Origin of the sequence: Collinsella aerofaciens (assembly GCF_040926265.1) — a bacterium.
GTDB lineage: Bacteria > Actinomycetota > Coriobacteriia > Coriobacteriales > Coriobacteriaceae > Collinsella > Collinsella aerofaciens_BB.
Genome location: NZ_JBCOIL010000005.1, coordinates 68,457 through 89,496, shown reverse-complemented (window position 1 = coordinate 89,496; position 21,040 = coordinate 68,457). Strand labels below are relative to the sequence as shown.

Here is a 21,040-nt window from a genome sequence, read left to right as displayed (position 1 = left end):
AAAGCACATTAAGTGCTTTCCGGCTCGTGCGGAATCTACGAAAAACTTACCCGCCTCGCCCGGCCAGGTCCTTGGGTGACTTGCTTGCCGCCTGGATGGCGTCTTGGCGCCTAAATTCTTTGGCTGAATTTAATTGAATGAAGGGGGCTCCTTGTTGGCAAGGAGCCCCCTTCTGGTTTTGGTTACTTTGGAGTTGTGGGTGTACCTTTACTTGGCGTCGGCCCAGGTTATGCCGGTGCTGGCTTCGGCGATGAGGGGTACACGGAGGTCTACTACGCGCTCCATGACGTCGCGGACCATGGCGGTGAGGCGCTCGACTTCCTCGATGGGGCACTCAAAGTCCAGCTCGTCGTGTACCTGCAGGATCATGTGGGCGGCAAAGCCCTCTTCTTCCAGGCGGCGGCTTACGCGGGCCATGGCGATCTTGATGATGTCGGCCGCGGTGCCCTGCATGGGGTGGTTCATGGCCGTGCGCTCACCAAAGCCGCGGAGTTGCGGGTTTTTGGCCTTGAGCTCGGGAATATGGCGTCTGCGGCCATACATGGTCTCGGCATAGCCCGTCTGCTTGGCGCGCGCCACCACATTGTCGAGGAACGTGCGCACGCCCGGGTAGGCCTCGTAGTAGCGGTCGATCATGTCGCGCGCCTCGGCCATCGAGATATGCAGCGACTGCGACAGACCGTAGGCCTGCTGGCCGTACACGATGCCAAAGTTCACGGCCTTGGCGCGGCTGCGTAGGTCGGGAGTCACCTCGGACACCGGCACGCCAAACACGCGCGCCGCCGTCTCGGCGTGGAAGTCCTCGCCTTCGTTAAAGGCGCGCACCAGGTGCTCGTCACCCGAGAGATGCGCGAGCAGGCGCAGCTCGATTTGCGAGTAGTCCACCGCCAAAAAGACGCTGCCCTCGCCCGCCGAAAACGCCGTCTTGACGGTACGCCCCAGCTCCGAGCGCGTCGGAATGTTCTGCAGGTTCGGGTCGCTCGAAGACAGACGCCCCGTCGCGGTGATGGTCTGGTTGTACGTGGTGTGCACACGACCGTCGCCACGACGCAGCGGACCTAGCGTGTCCAGATAGGTCGACTTAATCTTGGACTTCTCACGCCAGTCCAAAATCAGGCGCACGATCTCGTGGTCGCGGGCAAGGTCGCTCAGCACCTTGGCGTTGGTCGAATAATAGCCGCGCTTGGTCTTTTTGAGGCCCTTGGTCGGAAGCCCCATAACATCAAACAGCACATGCGACAGCTGCATGGGACTGCCAATATTAAAGGTCTCGTCACCCGCCAGGTCGCGAATGCTGCGCTCGACCCCGGCAATCTGGGTCGCCAGGCCCTCGGACAGACTGTGCAGGCGGTCGGGGTCCACAAGCATGCCCGCGCGCTCCATCTTGGTAAGCACCGGCACAAGCGGCATCTCGATGCCATCGAACACGTTGGCGGCGTTCTCGCGGGCCATGCGGTCACGCAACGGCGCGACCAGCGCCAGCGTCAAGGCCGCCGTGCGAGCGGCGGGCGCAGGAGCGTCCTCGCCGGCACCCTCTGCGCCGCGCGCCGCAGGCAGCGCCATCTGCAGATAGGTATCGGCCAGATACGCCTCATCGAACTCGGAGCGATCGGAATCCAGCAGATAGGCAGCGACCACGGTATCGAAGATACGCGTGGAATCGACCGCCAGCGGATCCATGAGCTCGGGCTCAGAAGAATCGATGGGCGAAAGCTCGTGCAACAGCGCCTTCATATCCGGGCTCGCCACGCGACCCTCCATAAAGAGACGCGCGAGCACGCCGGCGATCACGCCGTGGGCGAAGTTGAAGCCCTCAACCTCAGCCGCCGCGCCGCCGTCGCCCTCCTCGAGCGCAAACAGGCCCTTGGGCGTCGACAACCACAGCGTGCGCGTCAGTCCAAAGAGCGCGCCCTCTTCCTTGTCGTCGTCCACCACGGCGGCGACCCACTCGCCGGCATCAATCGCGCGGGAGACCTCCGCCGCAACGGCACCAAGTGCGTCAGCATCGCCGGCGGCTGAGCGAACCATCGCAGGTATCTCAAACACACTGGAGGCAGCAGCAGCCCCGCCCTCGCCGCCGATCAGCGCCAAGAAACGGTTCTGCATGGCGGTGATACCAAGCGTACCCAGCGCCGCAGAAACTTCATCGGCAGAAAACGCCGGGAAGGACGTCGTCTCAAAATCGAGCTCAACGGGCGCATCGGTACGGATGGTCGCCACCTTACGGCTCAGCAGCGCGTCGTCGATGTGTGCGCGCAGGTTTTCGCCCATCTTGCCCTTGACCTCGTCGGCGTGTGCGATGACCTCGTCCAGGCTTCCGTACTGCGCAATGAGCGCGCTCGCCTTTTTGGGGCCGATGCCCGGCACGCCGGGGATGTTATCGGACGTGTCGCCCTTCAGGCCATAAAAGTCGGGCACGAGCGCCGGCGTGATGCCGTGATACAGATCGTCCACGCTCTCGGGCGTCATAATCGCCACGTCGGACAGGCCCTTGCGGGTCGAGACCACGTTGACGTGCTCGGTCACGAGCTGATACATATCGCGATCACCGGTCACCAGCAGCATGTCACAGCCGGCCTGCTCGCCCAGGCGCGCCATAGTGCCCAGGATGTCATCGCCTTCCCAGCCCTCGGACTGCAAAATCGGCACGTTGAGCGCGGCGAGCAGCTCCTTAATCATGGGAAACTGCGCGTGCAGATCGGGGTCCATGGGCGGGCGCTGAGCCTTGTACTGCGGCAGCATCTCCATGCGCACGCGCGGCTTGCCCTTGTCAAACGCCACAACAACGCCGTCGGGATTAAAGGCGTCAATCATCTTGAGGAACATATTCAAAAAGCCAAAGATCGCGTTGGTGGGACGACCGTCCGGCGCGTTCATGGTGGGCGGCACGGCGTGGAAGGCGCGGTGCATGAGCGAGTTGCCGTCGATGACGGCAAAGGTACGGCGCTTGTCAGACATATTGAATACCTCGCTTTAGGCTGGGCACGGTTTGCTCACTCCAGTTTACACGCTCCCCGCCCCGCGGCCACTGCACATCAGGCTTCCCTGCCGCCGCAGGCCCGCGCGTGATACGATGGCTCACGGTACATCAACCAGTACGATCGATCCGAAAGGAGCCTGCGTCATGGAGCGTCCCTGCGCATGGAAAAAGTACACGCCACAGCAGATCGAAGAGCTCGAGGAGCTTTGCCGCGGCTATAAGCAGTTTTTGAGTGAGAACAAGACCGAGCGCCTGTGCGTCAAGACCGGTATCAAGATGGCCGAGGAGGCGGGCTACGTCAATCTGGAGACCGTGATCTCCGAGGGCCGCGCGCTCAAGGCCGGCGACAAGGTGTACGCCGCCAATCACGGCAAGGATCTCATGCTCGTCAACCTGGGCACCGCCCCGCTCGAGCAGGGCTTTAACATCCTGGGCGCCCACGTGGACTCGCCGCGCCTGGACCTTAAGCAGAACCCTGCCTTCGAGGCTGGCGACATGGCCTACCTCGACACGCACTACTATGGCGGCGTCAAGAGCTACCACTGGGTGGCCTCCCCGCTTGCACTCGTGGGCGTCATCTGCAAAAAGGACGGCACCACCGTCGACATCAACATCGGTGACAAGGCCGACGATCCGGTCTTTACCATCTCCGACTTGCTGATCCACCTCTCGAGCGAGCAGATGGCCAAGCCCGCCAAGGACGCCGTCGACGCCGAGATCCTCGACGTGATCGTGGGCGGCCGTCCCGTCAAGTTCGATGAGGACGACAAAGACGCTCCCAAGGAGCCCGTCAAGCAGATGTTCCTGGATATCCTCAAGGAGCAGTACGACGTCGAGGAGGAGGACTTCCTCTCCGCCGAGATCGAGGTCGTGCCCGCCGGACCGGCCCGCGACATGGGCCTCGACCGCTCCATGATTCTGGGCTATGGCCACGACGACCGCGTCTGCGCTTACCCCTCTATGCTTGCCCAGATCGACGTCGCCAACGTGGAGCGCACGAGCATCACGCTCATCGTCGACAAGGAGGAGATCGGTTCCGTGGGTGCCACCGGCATGACGAGCCGCTTCTTCGAGAACACCGTCGCCGAGATCATGACGCTCGCCGGCGAGGATAGCCCGCTGGCCCTGCGCCGCGCACTCGCCCACAGCCGCATGCTCTCCTCTGACGTGTCCGCCGGCTTCGACCCGGGCTACGCCGGCAAGTTCGAAACCAAGAACGCAGCCTTTATGGGTCGTGGCCTGTGCTTTAACAAGTACACGGGCAGCCGCGGCAAGGGCGGATCTAACGACGCCGACGCCGAGTACGTGGCCCTCGTCCGCGACATCATGGACGAGGCGGGCGTGGACTTCCAGACCTGCGAGCTCGGCCGCGTCAACGCGGGCGGCGGCGGCACCATCGCCTACATCATGGCCAAGTACGGCATGAACGTCATCGACTCCGGTGTTGCCGTCCTGTCCATGCACGCCCTGTGGGAGGTCGCTAACAAGGCCGATATCTACGAGGCCTATCGCGGCTACAAGGCCTTCATCGAGCGCGCCTAATCCACCCCACCCATAACTTGCGGTGGAATACGGATTGATTTGGTCTTTCAATAGACCAAACAGACCGTATTCCACCGCAACTTCTTTTTTTGGCAGAGGAGAGCCCATGCTGCAGGTCATCATTTCGCCCGCCAAGCAGATGCGCGCGGCCCAAGATGCTTTTGAAGTCCTGGGCATCCCACCCTTTGTGCGCGAGACGGCTCGCCTCCACCGCGCACTGCTAGATATCGAGCGGAATGAAGGCAGCGGCGGCCTGCAGGCGCTGTGGAACGTGAGTGACAAACTGCTGGGACCTTGCCTCAACACCCTGCATGAGTTCGGGCCCATCCTGAAAAGCGGCGATCTCGACAATCCCGCACTCGCCCGTCACCTCTCCCCTGCCGCCATGTCCTATCACGGCATTCAATACCAGAGCATGGCACCCGAGGTGATGGATTCCGCGCAGCTCGCATGGCTGCAAGACCATCTGTGGATCCTCTCCGGCCTCTACGGGTGCGTTCGTCCCTTTCATGCCGTCGAACCGTATCGGCTGGAGATGGGCGCGAAGCTTGTCGTCGACGGTGCCCGAGACCTCTACGCATTTTGGAGCGATAAGCTCGCGCGGGCTATCGCCCCGGCAGGTTCAAACACCACGATCGTCAACCTCGCCAGCGTAGAGTATGCCAAAGCCGTTCTGCCCCACCTCGCGGGCGACGCCACAGCCGTCACGTGCCTCTTTGGCGAGGGTATCCGCAACGGGAAGCCCATCCAACGGTCGACCGCCAGCAAAAAGGCGCGCGGCTCCATGGTGCGGTGGATGGCAGAAAACAAGCTCGAGGATGCAAGCGAACTTACCGCATTCAACATCGGCTATCGCCACGTCCCCGAGCTCTCATACCTAGGCACCCTCATGTTCATCAACGAACAGATGCTCTAGAGCCGGCACCCAACACTGACCCGCTCAGCCTTCTCTATATAACTTGCGGTGGAATAATTCCTATTTGAGCCTTTTTCGCACAATCAGGAACTATTCCACCGCAACTTTTATGAATTGGCTGCTAGGCTCGACACCTATTCTGCTAGACCGTCGGCCTTTGCAATCCCGTTTGTCGAACCGTCCTGATAGACAATCTTGACGTGCTCGACCTCGGACACCGCAACACCCGACGGGGGCTCCAGGCGCCATTCCGTCAGCGCGATATCCATCGTCGTGGGCACATCCCCTTGATCTTTGAGCTTCACCGTCAACGTTTTGAACGTCGCATCATACGTCACGCGTTCGATTTCCTCACCAGGAATAGACCCACCACTCAGCTGCAACTGCACAAACTCATCGCACGGGTACCAATAATCGCCCGGAACGGCGAGCGTATTGGCATTACCGCCAGTACTCCTCACCGTCATAATCGGTAGGCTATCATCAGCCTCGAACTCCCATGCAGCGCCGTCGCGACCACCAAACGTCCAGATACAAAAGGCAATCACCAGCACGGCAAGCACCGCAAAACCGATCGCGACAAGGCCATGGTGCGCACGGCTTTCCTCGGCCGATACATCCCATTGCGTCTCTCGATATAGATGCTTGTCTTCCATGTTCGCCTCCCCACAGGCACGCTCGTTAGGCCAATCGTACCCATTCGAGCTATACTTGAGCCCATTACATAAACGGGGGGCTTGCAGGACAAGACGGCAGGCTGAGATTGGGCGCGCCCGCCCTGACCCGCAAACCTGATATGGGTAATGCCAACGAAGGGAGCCGTGCCAATGAGCACACAGACCGAGCCCAAGCTCGTCACGCAAATCGACTTCGCCCGCGCCGGGCAGATCACACCGCAGATGAAGGAGGTCGCCGAGCGCGAGCATCGCGACCCCGAGTACATCCGCGAGCGCGTGGCCGACGGCCGCATCGCCATTCCTGCCAACATCGTGCACATCAAAAAAGGCATGCGCGCCTTTGGCGTCGGTGAGGGCCTGTCCACCAAGGTCAACGTGAACTTGGGCATCTCGGGCGACAAGGCCGATGCCGCCGAGGAATGGAAGAAGGTCAAGATCGCCGAGGACTTTGGCGCCGACGCCATCATGGACCTCTCCAACTCGGGCAAGACGCGCCAGTTCCGCCAGCAGCTCATCGACGAGACGCCGCTCATGGTAGGTACCGTCCCCATGTACGACGCCATCGGCTACATGGAAAAGCCGCTGGTCAAGCTTACCAAGGACGACCTGTTCGAGGTCGTGCGCGCGCACGCCGAGGACGGCGTGGACTTTATGACCATCCACTGCGGCATCAACAAGTCGGTCACAAAGACCTTTAAGGAGACCGGCCGCCTCATGAACATCGTGAGCCGCGGCGGCTCGCTGCTGTTTGGCTGGATGGAGGTCACCGGTAACGAGAACCCGTTCTATGAGTTCTACGGCGAGTTGCTCGAGATTTGCCACGAGTACGACGTGACGATTTCGCTCGGCGACTCCTGTCGCCCGGGCTGCCTCTACGACTCCAACGACGCCACCGAGACCGCCGAGATGATCGAGCTGGGCAAGCTGTGCAAGCGCGCATGGGCCGCCGGCGTCCAGGTTATGGTCGAGGGTCCGGGCCACATGGCGCTCGACGAGATCGCCGCCAACATGAAACTGCAGAAGCGCCTGTGCCACAACGCCCCGTTCTATGTGCTCGGGCCGCTGGTGACCGATATCGGCGTGGGCTACGACCACATCACCGCTGCCATCGGCGGCGCTATCTCCGCCAGCTCCGGCGCCGACTTCCTGTGCTACGTGACGCCGGCCGAGCACTTGTGCCTGCCCAACGCCCAGGACGTGCTCGACGGCCTCATGGCCACCAAGATTGCCGCACACGCCGCCGACATCGCCAAAAAGGTGCCCCACGCCCGCGACATGGACGACAAGATGGGCCAGGCACGCCGCAAGCTCGACTGGGACGCCATGTGGAAGTGCGCGCTCGACCCGGTTACGGGCAAGAAGCGCTACGAGGAGTCCCCCGCCGCCACCGAGGGCACTTGCACCATGTGTGGCAAGATGTGCGCCGTCCGCACCGTCAACAAGATCTTCGAGGGCACCACGATCGACCTCGGCATGGAGGACTAACCCTGTCGCCGCGGCCGCTTCTGGCGGCGAGCTGGTGCCTGTCAATTGTTGACTTGTGAACATTTACTTACACTTGCGTAGAGATTGCATCGCCCGCCCGGGTTCGGCATAGAGTCGGCCCGGGCATCTTTATAATGCTGGCTTAAAGACCCATTTGATTCCGACCGAACAAGGGAGCGAACATGGATCGTAGTAAGGTACCTGCCGTCCTGTCCATCGCGGGATCCGATTCCAGCGGCGGCGCCGGCATTCAGGCCGACATCAAGACCATCACGGCGCACCGCCTGTATGCCGAGACGGCCATCACCGCCATCACAGCGCAAAACACCCTGGGCGTTACCGCCGTGCAGGATATCTCGCCAGATATCGTAGCCGCGCAAATTGACGCCGTTTTTGACGATATCCGCCCCAGCGCCGTCAAGATCGGCATGGTTTCTTCTGTCGAGATTATCGAAGTCATCGCCGACCGCTTGAGCGCCTGGAACGCAACGAACGTGGTCGTCGACCCCGTCATGGTCGCCACCTCGGGCGCGCGGCTGATTGCCGAAGATGCCGCCGAGGCGCTCACCCGCCGCCTGTTCCCGCTAGCGACGGTTATCACGCCCAATATTCCCGAGGCCATGGCACTGCTCGACTATGAGGTCGACTCCGAGCGCACGCAGCAAAATGCTGCCATGCTCCTCACCCGCCGCTTTGGTTGCGCATCCCTCGTTAAGGGTGGGCATCTTGTCAACGAGGCCAACGATGTACTGGCCGAACCCGCGCCACTCGATGACGAGGGCAACCATCTGGGAGATCCACTCACCACGTGGTTCCGCCACAAGCGCATCGAGACCGACAACACGCACGGCACCGGATGCACGCTCTCGTCCGCCATCGCCTGCGCGCTGGCTCAGGGCATGGATCTTGCCGACGCCGTCAACGCCGGCAAGGCCTACCTAACCGGCGCTCTGGCCGCCGGCTTTGACATGGGCAAAGGCTCCGGCCCCGTCAACCACATGTGGCAGTATTAAGATTCGCAGTCCAAAGCCACCGCAAAGGCGCCCGTCCCCTTTGCGGTGGCTTGGGGTCGCGCTACTCTCCGAGCATCTCTTGGAGCTTGGCCGCCACGGCGTGACCCAGGCTCTCATGGCTTTCGGGCATCATATGCAGATAGTCGATATCGCCCGGCTCGGCAAACTCCGCTGCATTCAAAAAGTCGCAGCCAAACTGCTCGGCTACGTGCGCATAGTATTCAGCAAAATGCTCCGAGGCCTCGACGGAACGCTCGTCAAAATCGGTCATATATACATCGGCGATTTGCGGCTTGATCTTGATAGGTGCCATCAGCAGAATACGCGGGCAGGGTGCAGCATTGGTCCAGGGAAATGCACGCACCGCGCGAATCAGCGCCATGGTGCCACGGGCAATATCGGAGGCCGTCACACCAAAGACCGTCTTGCAATCGTTGGTTCCCAGCATAATAACGATCGCATCCAGCGGCTTATGGGCCTCGAGCAGCATCGGCAGTGCGCGGATGCCGTTAAGATTGGTGTTCAGATGGCACATGTCGTCGCGTACCGTCGTGCGGCCGTTGAGGCCTTCTTCAATTACATGCCAGCCCTCGCCTAAGTCACGTTGGGCCACGCCGCACCAGCGCACATCCTGCGCATAGCGCACCGCGGTGCCGTCGCGCATGCCCGCCGGATCGTAACCATAGGTGTTGCTGTCGCCAAAGCATAGAACGTTTTTCATCGTAAGCCCCTCGCTCAGTAAAAAACCGACGGAAGCAGCCTCTCCCGCCGGCTCGACCCATCTGTCAGCACGTACCGATTACAGGTACTTGCGCCAGTCGTCCTCGTCCTCATCATCCTCGGTAGCAGCTTGGATCTGCTCGGCGGCGCGAGCTGCCGCAGCGCGAGCGGCAACCTGGGCATAGGACTCCTCGTTGCGCTCGGGGAAGTTTGCCAGCACGTGCTCGAACTTGGCAAAATCCTCATCCCAGCGCGTAGAAGGCACGGCAAAGAAGACTTGCTTGACCTTAAAGTCGCCCGACGCGAGCTCCTTGCGGAAGAGCTCGGCCACGGCCTCTGCGTCAAAGCCGTTGTTGTCGCAGCCCCAAGCGCCCAGCACGAGCTTCTCGCGACCTAGCTCGTCGCAGATGGCAAGCACAAAGCGAATGCGGTCGCGCAGGGCATCCAGCAGAGCATCGTCGCTCACGCGATACTCCTGGCGGGCGCGCTTAACGTTGGGCGCGGCGGCCACGATCACGTCGGCGTATGCATGCACGTGGTTGCGGTCGAAGCGCACCGCAGGCACCACCAGCGCACGGTTTCGGTAAAGCTCGCAGTTGATGTTGCGGCGACGGTTCTCGCCGTACCATTTGCGCTGCTTATCGAGAACGTTGTACAGATACGAATCGGCGCACAGCGTGGCCTCCTGGCCCAGATAACCCTGAATATAGCCACCGCCCGGATTGGTGAACGAGGCAAAGGCGAGCACGGCCATGTCGCAGAACTGCGCATAGCCACGACCGTTGTCCAAGATGGCCTGCGTGGTGGAGGCATCGAGCACGGTGACCTCGGGCAGAACCGGAGCGGGCTCCTCAGCTGGCGCGGACTCAGCTTCGGCGATTTCCTCGGCAGGCTCCTCGACGGGCTCGAGCGCTGCCTCGACCTCGGCAGCCTCCGCGCCCTCGACGTCCTCGGCAACCTGTTCTTCGGTGGCCACAGCACTCTGAACCTTGGCCTTTATCGCCGAGACAAAGCCGGCAGGCGTACCGTCAAACTCGCGAACACCGGCAAGCGAACGCTCGATATCCTTGGCGCACGCTTCGGACACAGTTGCCACGTGACGCTCGGCGGCCTTGGCACGGGCCTCGCGCTTGGGATTGGGCTGACCCGCTCGGTTGGACCTGCGGTTACGGTTCCTGTTGTCGACGTCTGCCATAAGTGGTCACCTTTCTCGGTCTCTGCCGCTATCGGCTTTTCCCATCCATGATACCCCGCCGCGTACAAAAAAGACGGCCCCGAAGGACCGCCTTTCGCATCGATTTGCACGCACGGCAAGCACCGCCGCAATTCGCCACTAGTCGCGACGGCCGAGGATGTTCAGAATGCGCAGGAACACGTTGATAATATCCACGAACAGGTTAGAGGCCATAAGCACGGCGTTGGGCAGCGTAGGCGGCACCGTCGTGGCAACATAGGTGTCGTAGCCAATAAAGCCGGCGAACACCACGATCACGATCAGGTCGGTGATGGTCTGTGAGACGCCCATGAACATCAGCACGATCTCAACCAGAATAGTAGCGAGCAGAATGCCAAAACCGATGCCATATACGCGCTGGAAAAACTTGGGGAACGTCACGCCCAAGGCGCCAAAGACAAAGGTGATGGCGGCCGTGGCGATAAAGGCAGTGTTGATGGTGGGCAGGTCGTAGTTGGCAAGGCCAAACGACGCGGTCAGGCCAAAGGTGCTCGCAAAGATTACGTAGCCCACAAGGGACAGGCCCACGGACTGCTTGCTGGCGGCGGCCGACATCATGACCATGCCGACGATGGTCAAAATAAACGAGCCAAAGACCAGCGGCAGGGCGGCGGCGCTCATCATCATGTGCGCAAACGACATGGTGCTCGTAAAGTAGGCGCCGGCGCCCATGGCGCAAAAGCCCAAGAAGATCAGGGCAGACATGGCGAGATTGTACGCGCGCGGCGACATCTCCTTGGCGCGGCTTGCGCCGCTCTCGACGGGGCCGTTCTGATAGCCCTGGATATCGTTCATAGGTTCGTCCTTTCAAAAAGTGCCGTGAAAGACGGCGCAGCAGGTGACAAGATTCCTGTCATTGTACCCGAATGCCGTACGTCCTTACCCACGGCGCTCGCCCTCGAGCGTACGGTCGAATGCCCACACCCACCAACGCATCAGATGGGCCTGCGAACCATCTGGTCGTTCGCGCGTCTGGTCCTCCAGATACAACTCGGTCGCGTGCCCGCCAAAACGCACCTTATAGGTTGCCGTACGGATGCCGTGAACCGTCAGGCCAAACCCAGTGGTCGAGACAATCTCGTCAATCGTAAAGCAACGACCGTCGACCCAGCAGACGGTGACCGGCACGACCTGTCCGCCCGCGAGGATGCGAGCCACGACGTCCACATACTGCTTGTGCACGCGCCGAGTTTTGCCATCTGTCTGTCGATATTCCATGCCTCCTATTATCGAACGCATGTTTGCATGTTGTAAAGCGAACAGACTGTGGTTTTGGAGTGTCGTAGTAATCGCACGTGTCCGCATGGCGTGTTAGCAAAAAGAACACCCGCGGTCAACAGGGCTAATATTCAATTTTAGTGCCAAAAAGTTCACTTCTCCCATCAGAACTCGGTAAAGAGACCCGCAGGAGGTGATACGATTTATCATGTTTTTGTAACGTGTCTGCAAACTTCGAGAAAGCCCATATATGGACGTAACGTTCTCAACCTTCCTCGGCCAAATTGTGTCGAACCCAGTCCTTGCCGTCACCGTGATCCTCGCGTTGGGCGCCATCTTCGTCAATGGATGGACCGACGCGCCCAACGCCATCGCGACCTGCGTCACTACGCGTTGCATGCCCGCCCGCGCCGCCATTCTCATGAGCGCCGCATTCAACTTCCTCGGCGTGCTCATCATGACGCACTTTAACGCGAGCGTCGCCAACACCATCTCACATATCGTCGACTTTGGCGGAAACAGCACCATGGCGCTCGCCTGCCTATGCGCGGCGCTGTTCTCCATCGTCGTCTACGGCGCCACAGCGTCGCGTTTTGGCATCCCCACCTCGCAAAGCCACAGCCTTATCGCCGGCCTGACCGGTGCCGCCATCGCCCTCGGCGGTGCGAGCAGCGTCAACGTCCACGAGTGGATGAAGGTCATCTACGGTCTGGCGCTCTCCATCGGCCTGGGCTTTGTCATGGGCTGGGTCCTGTGCAAGCTCGTCTCGATTCTTTTCGCCGCCGCCAACAGGCGACGTGCCAATGTCTTCTTTAAATACGCTCAGATCGCGAGCGCTGCGGCCATGAGCTTTATGCACGGCGCGCAGGATGGACAGAAGTTCATCGGCGTGCTCTTTTTAGGCGTGGCCTTTGCCAGCGGCCAGACGAGCGTCGGCGATGCAGGCATCCCCATCTGGATTATGCTGCTGTGCTCGGCCACTATGGGTATCGGCACCAGCGTGGGCGGCGAGCGCATCATCAAGTCCGTCGGCCAGAGCATGGTCAAGCTCGAAAAGTACCAGGGCTTCTCCGCCGACCTGGCGGGCGCCGCAAACCTGCTGCTTGCCACCCTTACCGGCATCCCCGTGTCCTCCACACACATCAAGACCTGCGCCATCATGGGCGTCGGTGCCGTCAAGCGCCTCTCAGCCATCAACTTCGGCGTCGTCAAAGACATGATGTTCACCTGGTTCTTCACCTTCCCCGCCTGCGGACTCATCAGCTTTGTCATGGCCAAGCTGTTCATGATGTTCCTCTAGTCAAACCGAACGTCCATCCGGACTGCATTACCTCGCCCACCCGTCTTCGCCTCGAAAGGACCAACCCATGGCAAAGAAACCCGATTCGTTCTACTTCGACAACTACGTCGCCTGCGCCGACCTTGCCGTCCAGGCCGCAGAGCTGCTCACCAAGATTTTTGAGAACTTTGACCCCGCGCAGATCCACGACATGCTCAATAAGATGCATGCGATTGAGCATGCGGCAGACAAGAAGCACCACGAGCTCGAAGACGCCTTGCTCACCGCCTTTATCACCCCGCTTGAGCGCGAGGATCTAGACCTGATGAGCTGCTCGCTCGACACCGTGCTCGATCGTATCGAGGGCGTCGTGCAGCGCGTCTACTTCACCAACATCCAGAGCATCCACCCCGATGCCATCGTCATCGCCCACAAGGTGACCGACGCCTGCCGCGCCATGAAGGACCTGATGGTCGAGCTGCCCAACTACCGCAAGTCCAAGACCCTGCGCGAGCTCGTCATCCAGATCAACACCATCGAGTCCGAGGCCGACGAGCTCTACATCAACGCCATGCGCAACCTGCACGTTAACGGCAAGGACCCGCTCGAGGTCATCGCTTGGCGTGACGTGTACGCCTTCCTGGAGTACTGCGCCGACTGCTGCGAGAATGTGGCCGATGTCGTGGATTCGATTGTCATGAAGAACAGTTAATTGGGGGTACGTATCCCACCGGTCGCGGGCCTGACCACTAATACCTTTTTCACTCCGGCTGCAAGCAGAGTCGTTCAAAAGGTATTAGTGGTCAGGCCCGCTCCCTTACGTACCACCATTGGGAACTTTGGCTGAGGGGTTGAGCGTGGTGGGGCCTTTGCTGTGATGGCCCTTGATTGCTCGGGGTTTTACTTTGGTATTCGATGAGCGTTTGGCTGATTGCTGCTTTGGGTACTGTTTGGGTTACTTTGGGTTTGTTTGATTTTTAATTGTTGGAGGGCTTGTATGTCTTATTTGGATCTGGCTCGGGGTCGGTATTCTTGTCGTGAGTTTGAAGATCGGGCTGTGGAGCAGGCTGTGGTGGATGCCATTGTTGAGGCTGGGCGTATTGCTCCTTCTGCTTGTAATAATCATCCAACCCGTGTGATGGTGTTGGATACGCCTGAGCTTCTGGAGAAGGCAGCTGCTTGTCAGCCTCGGTTTGCTCGTGATGAGTCTATCTTTGGCGCTCCGCTTGTCTTCCTTATTTGCAGCGTTACCGGTGATGCTTGGGTGCGCCCGTATGACCAGATGAATTCTAGTGAAATCGACACCTCAATCGTGTGTGATCAGATGATGATGGAGGCCACCGAGCAGGGCCTGGGAACGTGCTGGGTATGCCATTTTAAGCCTGAGGTGGCACAGGAGCGGTTCAACCTGCCCGAGGGCGTCTATCCCTATCACATGCTCGTCTGTGGCTATCCTGCCGACCACATCGCCGATCCCGAGCATCGCGAGGCCCGTACCATTCCCCTCCCCGACTTCCTCCTCAAGTAGTTTTTGGCACATACCCTAAAACCTACCTTTTACCGCTCACCCGTTCGCCGAGTTCTGCGCCACTATGTGCAGGGCTCGGTTTTTTATGTTACGCACCCCGGCACAGTCATAAAAAAGGACCCGCAAGCTGCGGGTCCTTTCTAGGCACTAAATTGTAGGCCGAATGTTAGTCCAGGTCGTCGGCAGCAAAGTTGTCGATCGGGGCGAAGGGATCGGCCACGGGGACAACCGGGTCAGCGACGGGCAGCGGCTCGGCGGGAACAGTCACCGCAGGAGAAGCGGCAGAACCGACCGGCGTAGAGGCCATCAGATCGGCCGGGAAGGAGTTCTGGGCATCGTCCATAAAGTGCTGGATGAGCTTGAGATACTCGGCCTTGAACTCCTCACGGGAAGCCTTGAGACGATCGATCTCCTCGAGCTCGGCCTGCTTCTCGGTCAGAGCCTGGCGGATAACCTCGCGGGCCTTGGCGTCAGCCTCGTTGCGGATGCGCTCAGCGTTCTCATTGGCATCGTTGACGATGGTCTCAGCGGTCTGCTGGGCAGCAATCAAGGCAGCGGAAATCTGGCGCTCCTGAGCGGAGAAGTCAGGGGCGGGAGCAGCCACGGGGGCGGCAGGAGCGGCCTGGGCGGTGGCATCCTGAGCCTGGGCAAGCTGAGCCTGCGCATCGGCAAGCTGCTGCTCGGTAGCAGTCAGACGACCCTTAAGGTCGACGATCTTAGCGAGCATAGCGTCAACCTCGGAGGACAGCGTCTCCAAGAAGACGTCGACCTCAGCAGGATCGTAGCCACGCTTGGCCTCAGAGAAAGTCTGAGCCTGGATGTCTGCAGGGGTAATAGCCATAACAAGTCTCCTTTTTCATCGCCTCGGCGCTACACGCCCGACGTAAGTTACTAAGTCAGTTCTACACGAGTATACCTATAAGAAGCTGCAGAACCAGCCTCTGCACCAACTGCAACGCAATAATCGCAACGACCGGCGAAAAATCGATACCGCCCATCGGCGGGATGAAACGACGGAACAGGTTAAGCCACGGACCGCACACGCTATCAAGCACCGCGGCAATATCCTGAAGCAAACCACCCTGCTTCATGGGAATCCACGTCATAAAGCAGTAGACGATAATGAGCGTGGAATAGAAGTTGAACAGCGTGTTGACCAGCTGGACGATGGTGTAGATGTTGATGGGAATCTCCTCGTCTTGTCTTTACTTGAGGTAGCCGTCGGCACGAAGCTTCTTGAGATCGGAATCTTTGACCTCGCAACCGGCGGGCAGCACCATGAACACGCGGTCGCCCACCTCCTTGACCGTGGCACCCAGACCGCAGGCAAAGCCGTAAGAGAAGTCCAAGACGCGCTTGGCAACTTCGGTGCGTACGCCCACAAAAATCAGTGCGACAGGCTGCTTGGTGCGAACGCGGCGCACCACGGTCTCCACGTCATCATAGCTCTCGGGGCGCAGGACATAGGCCGGCAGCTGCGGCGTGGCGTTGATGATATTGCTCGCATAGGCCGAGGCATCGCTCGGTGCAGGCGCGGGCGCAGCGGCGGCACGGGCGCGGGTGTTCTCGGCGTAGCTCGACGGCGTGTCATAAGCACCAGGACGATAACCGCTCGCAACACTGTCCTGCGAGCGCGAAGGCGGGTTATACGTCGTGGCATGGCGAGAGTCATCGCCGACCAGCTGTCCGGAGCGTGTATACACGGCAACCGACTCAGCTTCACCACGGCGCGTCTGACCAAGCAGGCCGTTGCTCGGCTCGTCTTGGGTGTAGAAGCCCTCGCCCGAAGCACCACTGTAGCCGTTGCCCTGATAGCTATCGTCATAGCCGTCATCGTAGCCGTAGTCGTCATCCTGGCCATAACCCTGGTCGTAACCCTGCTGGCCGCCCAGGTGCATCTTATTTTTAATCTCGTCAAGGAAGCCCATGCTTGTGTCCTCTCGCGGTTTAGTGCAGGCGCCCCGATAATCAGTGCGCACTTCAGAGCCTTATTTTACTGCAAACTCCGGGCTAAATACTACCCTGCCCAGGCGAACGAGCGTAGAGCCCTCCTCAAGGGCAGGCTCAAAGTCCTCGCTCATGCCGCAGGAAAGCTCAGGCAGGTTCAAATCGGGATGCGCCGCCTCCAGCTCATCCCTCAGCTCACGAAGCCCCGCAAAGGTGCGGCGTGCCACATCCTTATTCCCCCGGGGCGCCATAGTCATAAGCCCCTGTACGCAAATTCCCTCAAGTTCTGCAAGCTCACCCGCGGCGGCGCGAATCTCATCGGGCGAAAAGCCTCCCTTCGACTCCTCACCACTCACATTGACCTCAATGAGCACACGCTGGGGGCCGGCGAGCTCGCCTGCCTCAATCTTGCTGACAGCACGGCTCGAGATCGCCTGCGCCAGATGCAGCGAACCCACCGAGTGAATCAGCTCGGCTGAGCCCAGCACCGCATTGATCTTATTGGTCTGCAGGTTGCCGATCATATCGAAGCGCACCTCGGGCAGCTCCGGATGCTCCGCCAGACGCGTGAGCTTGCGAACCAGCTCCTGCGGGCGATTCTCGGCAAAATGGCGATACCCCGCCTGGATGGCGGCAACGGTCTCATCGACACCAACGGTCTTGGACACGGCAATGAGGCGCGCGGCGTCGTGGGGACGGCCTGCGCGATCGAGCGCCGCATAAAAACGTTCCAGAATCTGCTCGCGGCGAGCGCGCATCAAGTCCAAATAGTTATCCATTGCCAATCGCCTCCGCTGACGGCCAAACAAGTAGTCCCATGCTAACGCAAGAGCGCGGCCCCGCATGTGCAAGGCCGCGCTCACTTAGGTATTTACAATCTTTCGACGAACGGGGTTACTTACTCCTCGTCGTCCTCGCCATCGTCCTCATCCTCAAGATGATCGAGCAGGTAGCGAAGACCCTCGCTGACCTCGTTAACGGGCACCTTGGCAACGTAGCGTGCATCGACGGCGGGCCTCATGATAACACCCTCGCCCGAAGGCACGCGCATGCTCTCGAGCTCATCCTCATCAGTGCAGGCGATATCACCGGCAGTCATACGCTGTCCGGTCAACAGGAAGGTCAGACGGCAGGCGGCATCGATGGAAATCGAGGCGATGCGATCGAGATAGCGCGATACCATGATGGCGCGGCGCAGGTCGTCATAGTTGCTGTCGTCGTCCATAAAATCGCCCGTGTCCATGCGGTTAAAGGTGCGGAAGAACTTCTCGTAGGCGGCGTGCACTGGCTCGTCCTCGACGGCCAAGTTGCAGATGATGGACATGTCGTTGGTGACGAGCGCAGAAAGCGAAGAGCCCAGCACCTGGTAGACGGCCTCAGCCTCGGCCTCGACCGTGCCGACAAGCTCCTTGGGCAGCGAGATGTCGGCCTTGATCATATGACGCGTGGCGCGGCAAATCTGGCGAACCTTATCGGTCATGCGCTGCAGGTTAAAGTCGACGTAGATGATCGTCTGCAGCAAGCGGAAGTCGGAGGCGACCGGTGACTGCGTGGCAATCAGGTTGTAGCAGACGGCCTCCAGGTTGGCGCAGCGTGCGTCAATCGAAAGCGTGCGCTTCTTGGTCTTGGTGGCGAGCTTGCGGTCGTCGGTCACATAGGCCTTCACGGCATCGTGGAGGGCCAGATCGACGGCCTCGTAGATGCTCAGCATCTCGTGACGGGCCTCGATGAGCTGACGGGAAAACAGTTTGCGCATGGTTCACTCCAATCAGTTGGGTGCGGTCATGCCGCCCGCACAGTGAATACGCACCGGACCAGATCCGATCGGCTTGGGACTAGTCGCACCGATCAGCCAAAGCGGCCGGTGATATAGTCTTCCGTCCGCGAGTCCACCGGGCTGGTGAAGATCGCGTCGGTTTGACCATACTCGATGAGCGTAGCGGGCTCGCCGGCAACTTCCTGCAAGAAGAATGCGGTGTAGTCGCTAATGCGAGCTGCCTGCTGCATTGAATGCGTGACGATGATGATCGTCATCTCGGGCGCCAGCTCGGCCATCAGATCCTCGACCTTAGAGACGGACGTGGGGTCGATGGCGGAGCAGGGCTCGTCCATCAGAAGGACATCGGGTTGCACCGCAAGCACGCGCGCGATGCACAGACGCTGCTGCTGACCGCCCGAGAGCGCCAAACCATCCTTGTTGAGCTGATTGGATACCTCTTTCCAGAGGTTGGCGCGCTTGAGCGATTCTTCCACGATGTCATCGAGGTCACTTTTGCTAGTCACGCCCTGCAGACGAGGGCCAAAGGCGACATTCTCGTAGATGGATTTAGGAAACGGGTTGGGCTGCTGAAAGATCATGCCCACGCGACGACGGAGATCGACCGGGTCGACACCCTCGGCATAGATATCGTTGCCGTCGAGCGTCATGGTGCCCTCGACGCGCGTGCCCTCGATCAGGTCATTCATGCGGTTGATGCAGCGCAAAAACGTCGACTTGCCGCAGCCCGAAGGGCCAATGAAGGAGGTGATGGCGTTTTTGGCGATGTTGAGGTCAAGCCCCGTCAGCGCATGAAAGTCACCGTACCAAAAGTTGAAATCCTTGGCCGTAATGGCCGCTTGCTCCAACGTGGGAGCGGACTGATAAACGGACATGGGACTCCTTAACTAGCGACGCTTGCGCGACAGGAAGCGCGCAAACAGGTTGAAGGCCAGAATGATCACCATCAGCAAGAGCGCGGTGCCGTAGGCTGCGTTCATGTTGATGCCGTCGTTGGCAAGCAGATACAGGTGAACCGTCATGGGGCGGCCGGAATCGAGCGGCGAAATAGGTAGATTGATGGCCTGCCCCATGGTATAGAGCACCACCGCGGTCTCGCCAATGGCACGGCCGATGGCGAGAACGATGCCCGTGGCAATACGGCCAAAGGCAGAAGGAAGCACGATCTTGGAGACAACCTGCCACTTGGTGGCGCCCAGGCCATATGCGCCCCAGCGGATATAGCGCGGAACGGCGCGAATGGCCTCTTCGGTGGTACGCATGACGATGGGAAGCATCAAGAGCGCGAGTGCCAGGGCGGCCGAGACCATCGAAAGGCCCAGACCCATGGCCTCGACAAACAAGGCGTAGCCAAACAGGCCCATAACGATGGAGGGCACCGAGGCCAAAGCGTCAGCAGCGTAGCGAATGAGCTCGACGACCTTGCCCTGCTTGGCGTATTCGGCCAGATAGACGGCTGCCAGCACAGCGATCGGCGTGCAGATAAGCATGGCGAGCGCCGTCACGTAGACGGTCGAGACGATCGTGGGCCAAATTCCGCCCTCGGCGTTGACGCCCTGGGGCCAACCGAAGATAAAGTCGAGCGAGATGTGTGGCAGGCCGTTGATGACCACGTAGGCGATGATAGCGACCAGCACCAGCGTGGTGATGTAGGCAGCGGCACGGAACACGCCAAGCATGATCTTGTTGGACAGGTCCTTGTTGATGCGGCCCTTCTTGCCGTGGGAAAGGGCACGCTTGATGCGCTCGCGCGACGAGGTCGCATCGACCGTCGCGTCAACGGAATCGGACATAGCCTACCCCCTCTTCTTCTTGGAAATCAGACGGACGATGCCCACCAGTGTGGCGGAGATGATAAACAGGACCACGCCCATGCCGAACAGCGCCGAGCGGTGCAGACCCGAGGAATAGCTCATGTCGAGCGCAATCTGGCTCGTGAGCGTCGAGATGGGGCTCGCAATGCTATCGGGAATAACCGGGGCGTTACCCACGACCATGAGCACGGCCATGGTCTCGCCGATGGCACGGCCCATACCCAGCACGATGGCATCCACGATACCCAGCTTGGCGGCAGGTAACACGACCTTATAGATGGTCTGCCACTTGGTGGCGCCCATGGCATACGATGCCTCGCGAATGCCCATGGGAATGGAATTGAGAGCATCGATGGTGAGCGTGGTGATGGTAGGGACGATCATGATGGCGAGCACAAACCACGCCGTCAGCGCACCAAAACCAAGGCCGCCGGTCAGTTGTGCGATAAACGGGCGGATGATGATCATGCCAAAGAAGCCGTAGATGATGGAGGGTATGCCCGCCAGCAGGTCAACGGCGGGGCTGATGAGCTTGCGCACGCGCTTGCTGGCAATCTCGACCAGGTAAACGGCCGTACCCACGCCCAGCGGCACGCCCATGGCGAGCGCACCGACGGTCACCAGACCCGAGCCGGCAAGCAGCGACAAGATGCCGTAGTGGCCCTCGGAAGGCGCCCACGTAAAGCTAAAGAAGTCCGCCAGACCGATGTCGGTAAAGACGGGCAGCGCCGAGTACGTGGTAAAGACAAAAATCAGGATGACGGTAACGACCGCCAAAAACGCGCAGGCAAAGAAGATCCACTGCAGCGCCTTCTCCTTGATATAGGTACTGCGCGATACGAGCGCCAGCTCGCGCTTCTTGGGTGCCTGAGCATTCTGCTCAGTCTGGGAGTTTTCCTGTGCTTCCATG

General features: G+C 60.2%; 21 protein-coding genes. 7 read left to right on the top strand and 14 right to left on the bottom strand.

What is annotated here, in order from left to right:
• Positions 1-207 precede the first annotated feature (207 nt).
• A complete protein-coding gene (polA, locus tag AB5767_RS02615; protein ID WP_368131431.1) occupies positions 208-2,958 on the bottom strand; it encodes a DNA polymerase I in 2,751 nt (916 codons plus the stop codon).
• 166 nt (positions 2,959-3,124) lie between these two features.
• On the opposite strand from polA, the gene AB5767_RS02610 reads away from it, so the two are divergent.
• A complete protein-coding gene (locus AB5767_RS02610; protein WP_368131430.1) occupies positions 3,125-4,522 on the top strand; it encodes an aminopeptidase in 1,398 nt (465 codons plus the stop codon).
• A 106-nt stretch (positions 4,523-4,628) separates the two neighbouring features.
• Entirely contained in the window at positions 4,629-5,438 is an 810-nt protein-coding gene (locus AB5767_RS02605) for a YaaA family protein (RefSeq protein ID WP_055286104.1), read from the top strand.
• A gap of 134 nt (positions 5,439-5,572) precedes the next feature.
• On the opposite strand, the gene AB5767_RS02600 is transcribed toward AB5767_RS02605, so the two are convergent.
• A complete protein-coding gene (locus tag AB5767_RS02600; protein WP_368131429.1) occupies positions 5,573-6,094 on the bottom strand; it encodes a hypothetical protein in 522 nt (173 codons plus the stop codon).
• A 171-nt stretch (positions 6,095-6,265) separates the two neighbouring features.
• Between AB5767_RS02600 and thiC the strand changes: the two genes are divergently transcribed.
• Together thiC and thiD are read left to right on the top strand one after the other, a co-directional pair.
• Positions 6,266-7,600, top strand: coding sequence for a phosphomethylpyrimidine synthase ThiC (gene thiC, locus AB5767_RS02595; RefSeq protein ID WP_368131428.1), 1,335 nt, complete (start codon positions 6,266-6,268; stop codon positions 7,598-7,600).
• A gap of 182 nt (positions 7,601-7,782) precedes the next feature.
• Positions 7,783-8,613, top strand: coding sequence for a bifunctional hydroxymethylpyrimidine kinase/phosphomethylpyrimidine kinase (gene thiD / locus AB5767_RS02590; RefSeq protein ID WP_055286100.1), 831 nt, complete (start codon positions 7,783-7,785; stop codon positions 8,611-8,613).
• A 61-nt stretch (positions 8,614-8,674) separates the two neighbouring features.
• Here the strand turns inward: thiD and AB5767_RS02585 are convergent, their stop codons facing one another.
• The 4 genes from AB5767_RS02585 to AB5767_RS02570 form a co-directional block, all read right to left on the bottom strand.
• Positions 8,675-9,334: an SGNH/GDSL hydrolase family protein gene (locus AB5767_RS02585; protein ID WP_055286098.1), complete on the bottom strand. Its 660-nt coding sequence runs from the start codon at positions 9,332-9,334 to the stop codon at positions 8,675-8,677.
• Positions 9,335-9,412: 78 nt separating this feature from the next.
• A complete protein-coding gene (locus tag AB5767_RS02580; protein ID WP_368131426.1) occupies positions 9,413-10,528 on the bottom strand; it encodes a TIGR02452 family protein in 1,116 nt (371 codons plus the stop codon).
• Positions 10,529-10,666: 138 nt separating this feature from the next.
• Complete coding sequence (locus AB5767_RS02575; RefSeq protein ID WP_368131425.1) at positions 10,667-11,362, bottom strand: Bax inhibitor-1 family protein; 696 nt, start codon at positions 11,360-11,362, stop codon at positions 10,667-10,669.
• Positions 11,363-11,446: 84 nt separating this feature from the next.
• Positions 11,447-11,785, bottom strand: coding sequence for a hypothetical protein (locus AB5767_RS02570; protein ID WP_006234236.1), 339 nt, complete (start codon positions 11,783-11,785; stop codon positions 11,447-11,449).
• Positions 11,786-12,035: 250 nt separating this feature from the next.
• Here AB5767_RS02570 and AB5767_RS02565 point away from each other — a divergent pair, with 250 nt between their 5' ends.
• The 3 genes from AB5767_RS02565 (at position 12,036) to AB5767_RS02555 (ending at position 14,592) form a co-directional block, all read left to right on the top strand.
• Positions 12,036-13,085 carry an inorganic phosphate transporter gene (locus AB5767_RS02565; protein WP_006234237.1) on the top strand — a complete coding sequence of 350 codons (1,050 nt, stop codon included), beginning with the start codon at positions 12,036-12,038 and terminating at the stop codon, positions 13,083-13,085.
• A gap of 67 nt (positions 13,086-13,152) precedes the next feature.
• Positions 13,153-13,776: a DUF47 domain-containing protein gene (locus AB5767_RS02560; RefSeq protein ID WP_368131423.1), complete on the top strand. Its 624-nt coding sequence runs from the start codon at positions 13,153-13,155 to the stop codon at positions 13,774-13,776.
• Between the two features lie 285 nt (positions 13,777-14,061).
• Positions 14,062-14,592, top strand: coding sequence for a nitroreductase family protein (locus AB5767_RS02555; protein WP_368131422.1), 531 nt, complete (start codon positions 14,062-14,064; stop codon positions 14,590-14,592).
• A gap of 166 nt (positions 14,593-14,758) precedes the next feature.
• On the opposite strand, the gene AB5767_RS02550 is transcribed toward AB5767_RS02555, so the two are convergent.
• The 8 genes from AB5767_RS02550 to pstC form a co-directional block, all read right to left on the bottom strand.
• Positions 14,759-15,433: a DivIVA domain-containing protein gene (locus AB5767_RS02550; protein WP_346964908.1), complete on the bottom strand. Its 675-nt coding sequence runs from the start codon at positions 15,431-15,433 to the stop codon at positions 14,759-14,761.
• Positions 15,434-15,494: 61 nt separating this feature from the next.
• Entirely contained in the window at positions 15,495-15,761 is a 267-nt protein-coding gene (locus AB5767_RS02545) for a YggT family protein (protein ID WP_488192565.1), read from the bottom strand.
• Between the two features lie 36 nt (positions 15,762-15,797).
• Complete coding sequence (locus tag AB5767_RS02540; RefSeq protein WP_055251691.1) at positions 15,798-16,520, bottom strand: cell division protein SepF; 723 nt, start codon at positions 16,518-16,520, stop codon at positions 15,798-15,800.
• 60 nt (positions 16,521-16,580) lie between these two features.
• The gene (locus tag AB5767_RS02535; RefSeq protein WP_368153302.1) at positions 16,581-17,318 is read right to left on the bottom strand and encodes a YggS family pyridoxal phosphate-dependent enzyme; all 738 of its coding nucleotides are present in this window, start codon (positions 17,316-17,318) and stop codon (positions 16,581-16,583) included.
• A 119-nt stretch (positions 17,319-17,437) separates the two neighbouring features.
• The gene (locus AB5767_RS02530; RefSeq protein ID WP_006234247.1) at positions 17,438-18,295 is read right to left on the bottom strand and encodes a phosphate signaling complex PhoU family protein; all 858 of its coding nucleotides are present in this window, start codon (positions 18,293-18,295) and stop codon (positions 17,438-17,440) included.
• A gap of 92 nt (positions 18,296-18,387) precedes the next feature.
• Positions 18,388-19,191 (bottom strand): phosphate ABC transporter ATP-binding protein PstB, encoded by an 804-nt coding sequence (gene pstB, locus AB5767_RS02525; protein WP_089571588.1) that lies wholly within the window; start codon positions 19,189-19,191, stop codon positions 18,388-18,390.
• 12 nt (positions 19,192-19,203) lie between these two features.
• Positions 19,204-20,109 carry a phosphate ABC transporter permease PstA gene (gene pstA / locus AB5767_RS02520; protein WP_368131418.1) on the bottom strand — a complete coding sequence of 302 codons (906 nt, stop codon included), beginning with the start codon at positions 20,107-20,109 and terminating at the stop codon, positions 19,204-19,206.
• 3 nt (positions 20,110-20,112) lie between these two features.
• Positions 20,113-21,039 carry a phosphate ABC transporter permease subunit PstC gene (pstC, locus tag AB5767_RS02515; protein WP_346976975.1) on the bottom strand — a complete coding sequence of 309 codons (927 nt, stop codon included), beginning with the start codon at positions 21,037-21,039 and terminating at the stop codon, positions 20,113-20,115.
• Between the last annotated feature and the right edge of the window lies 1 nt (position 21,040).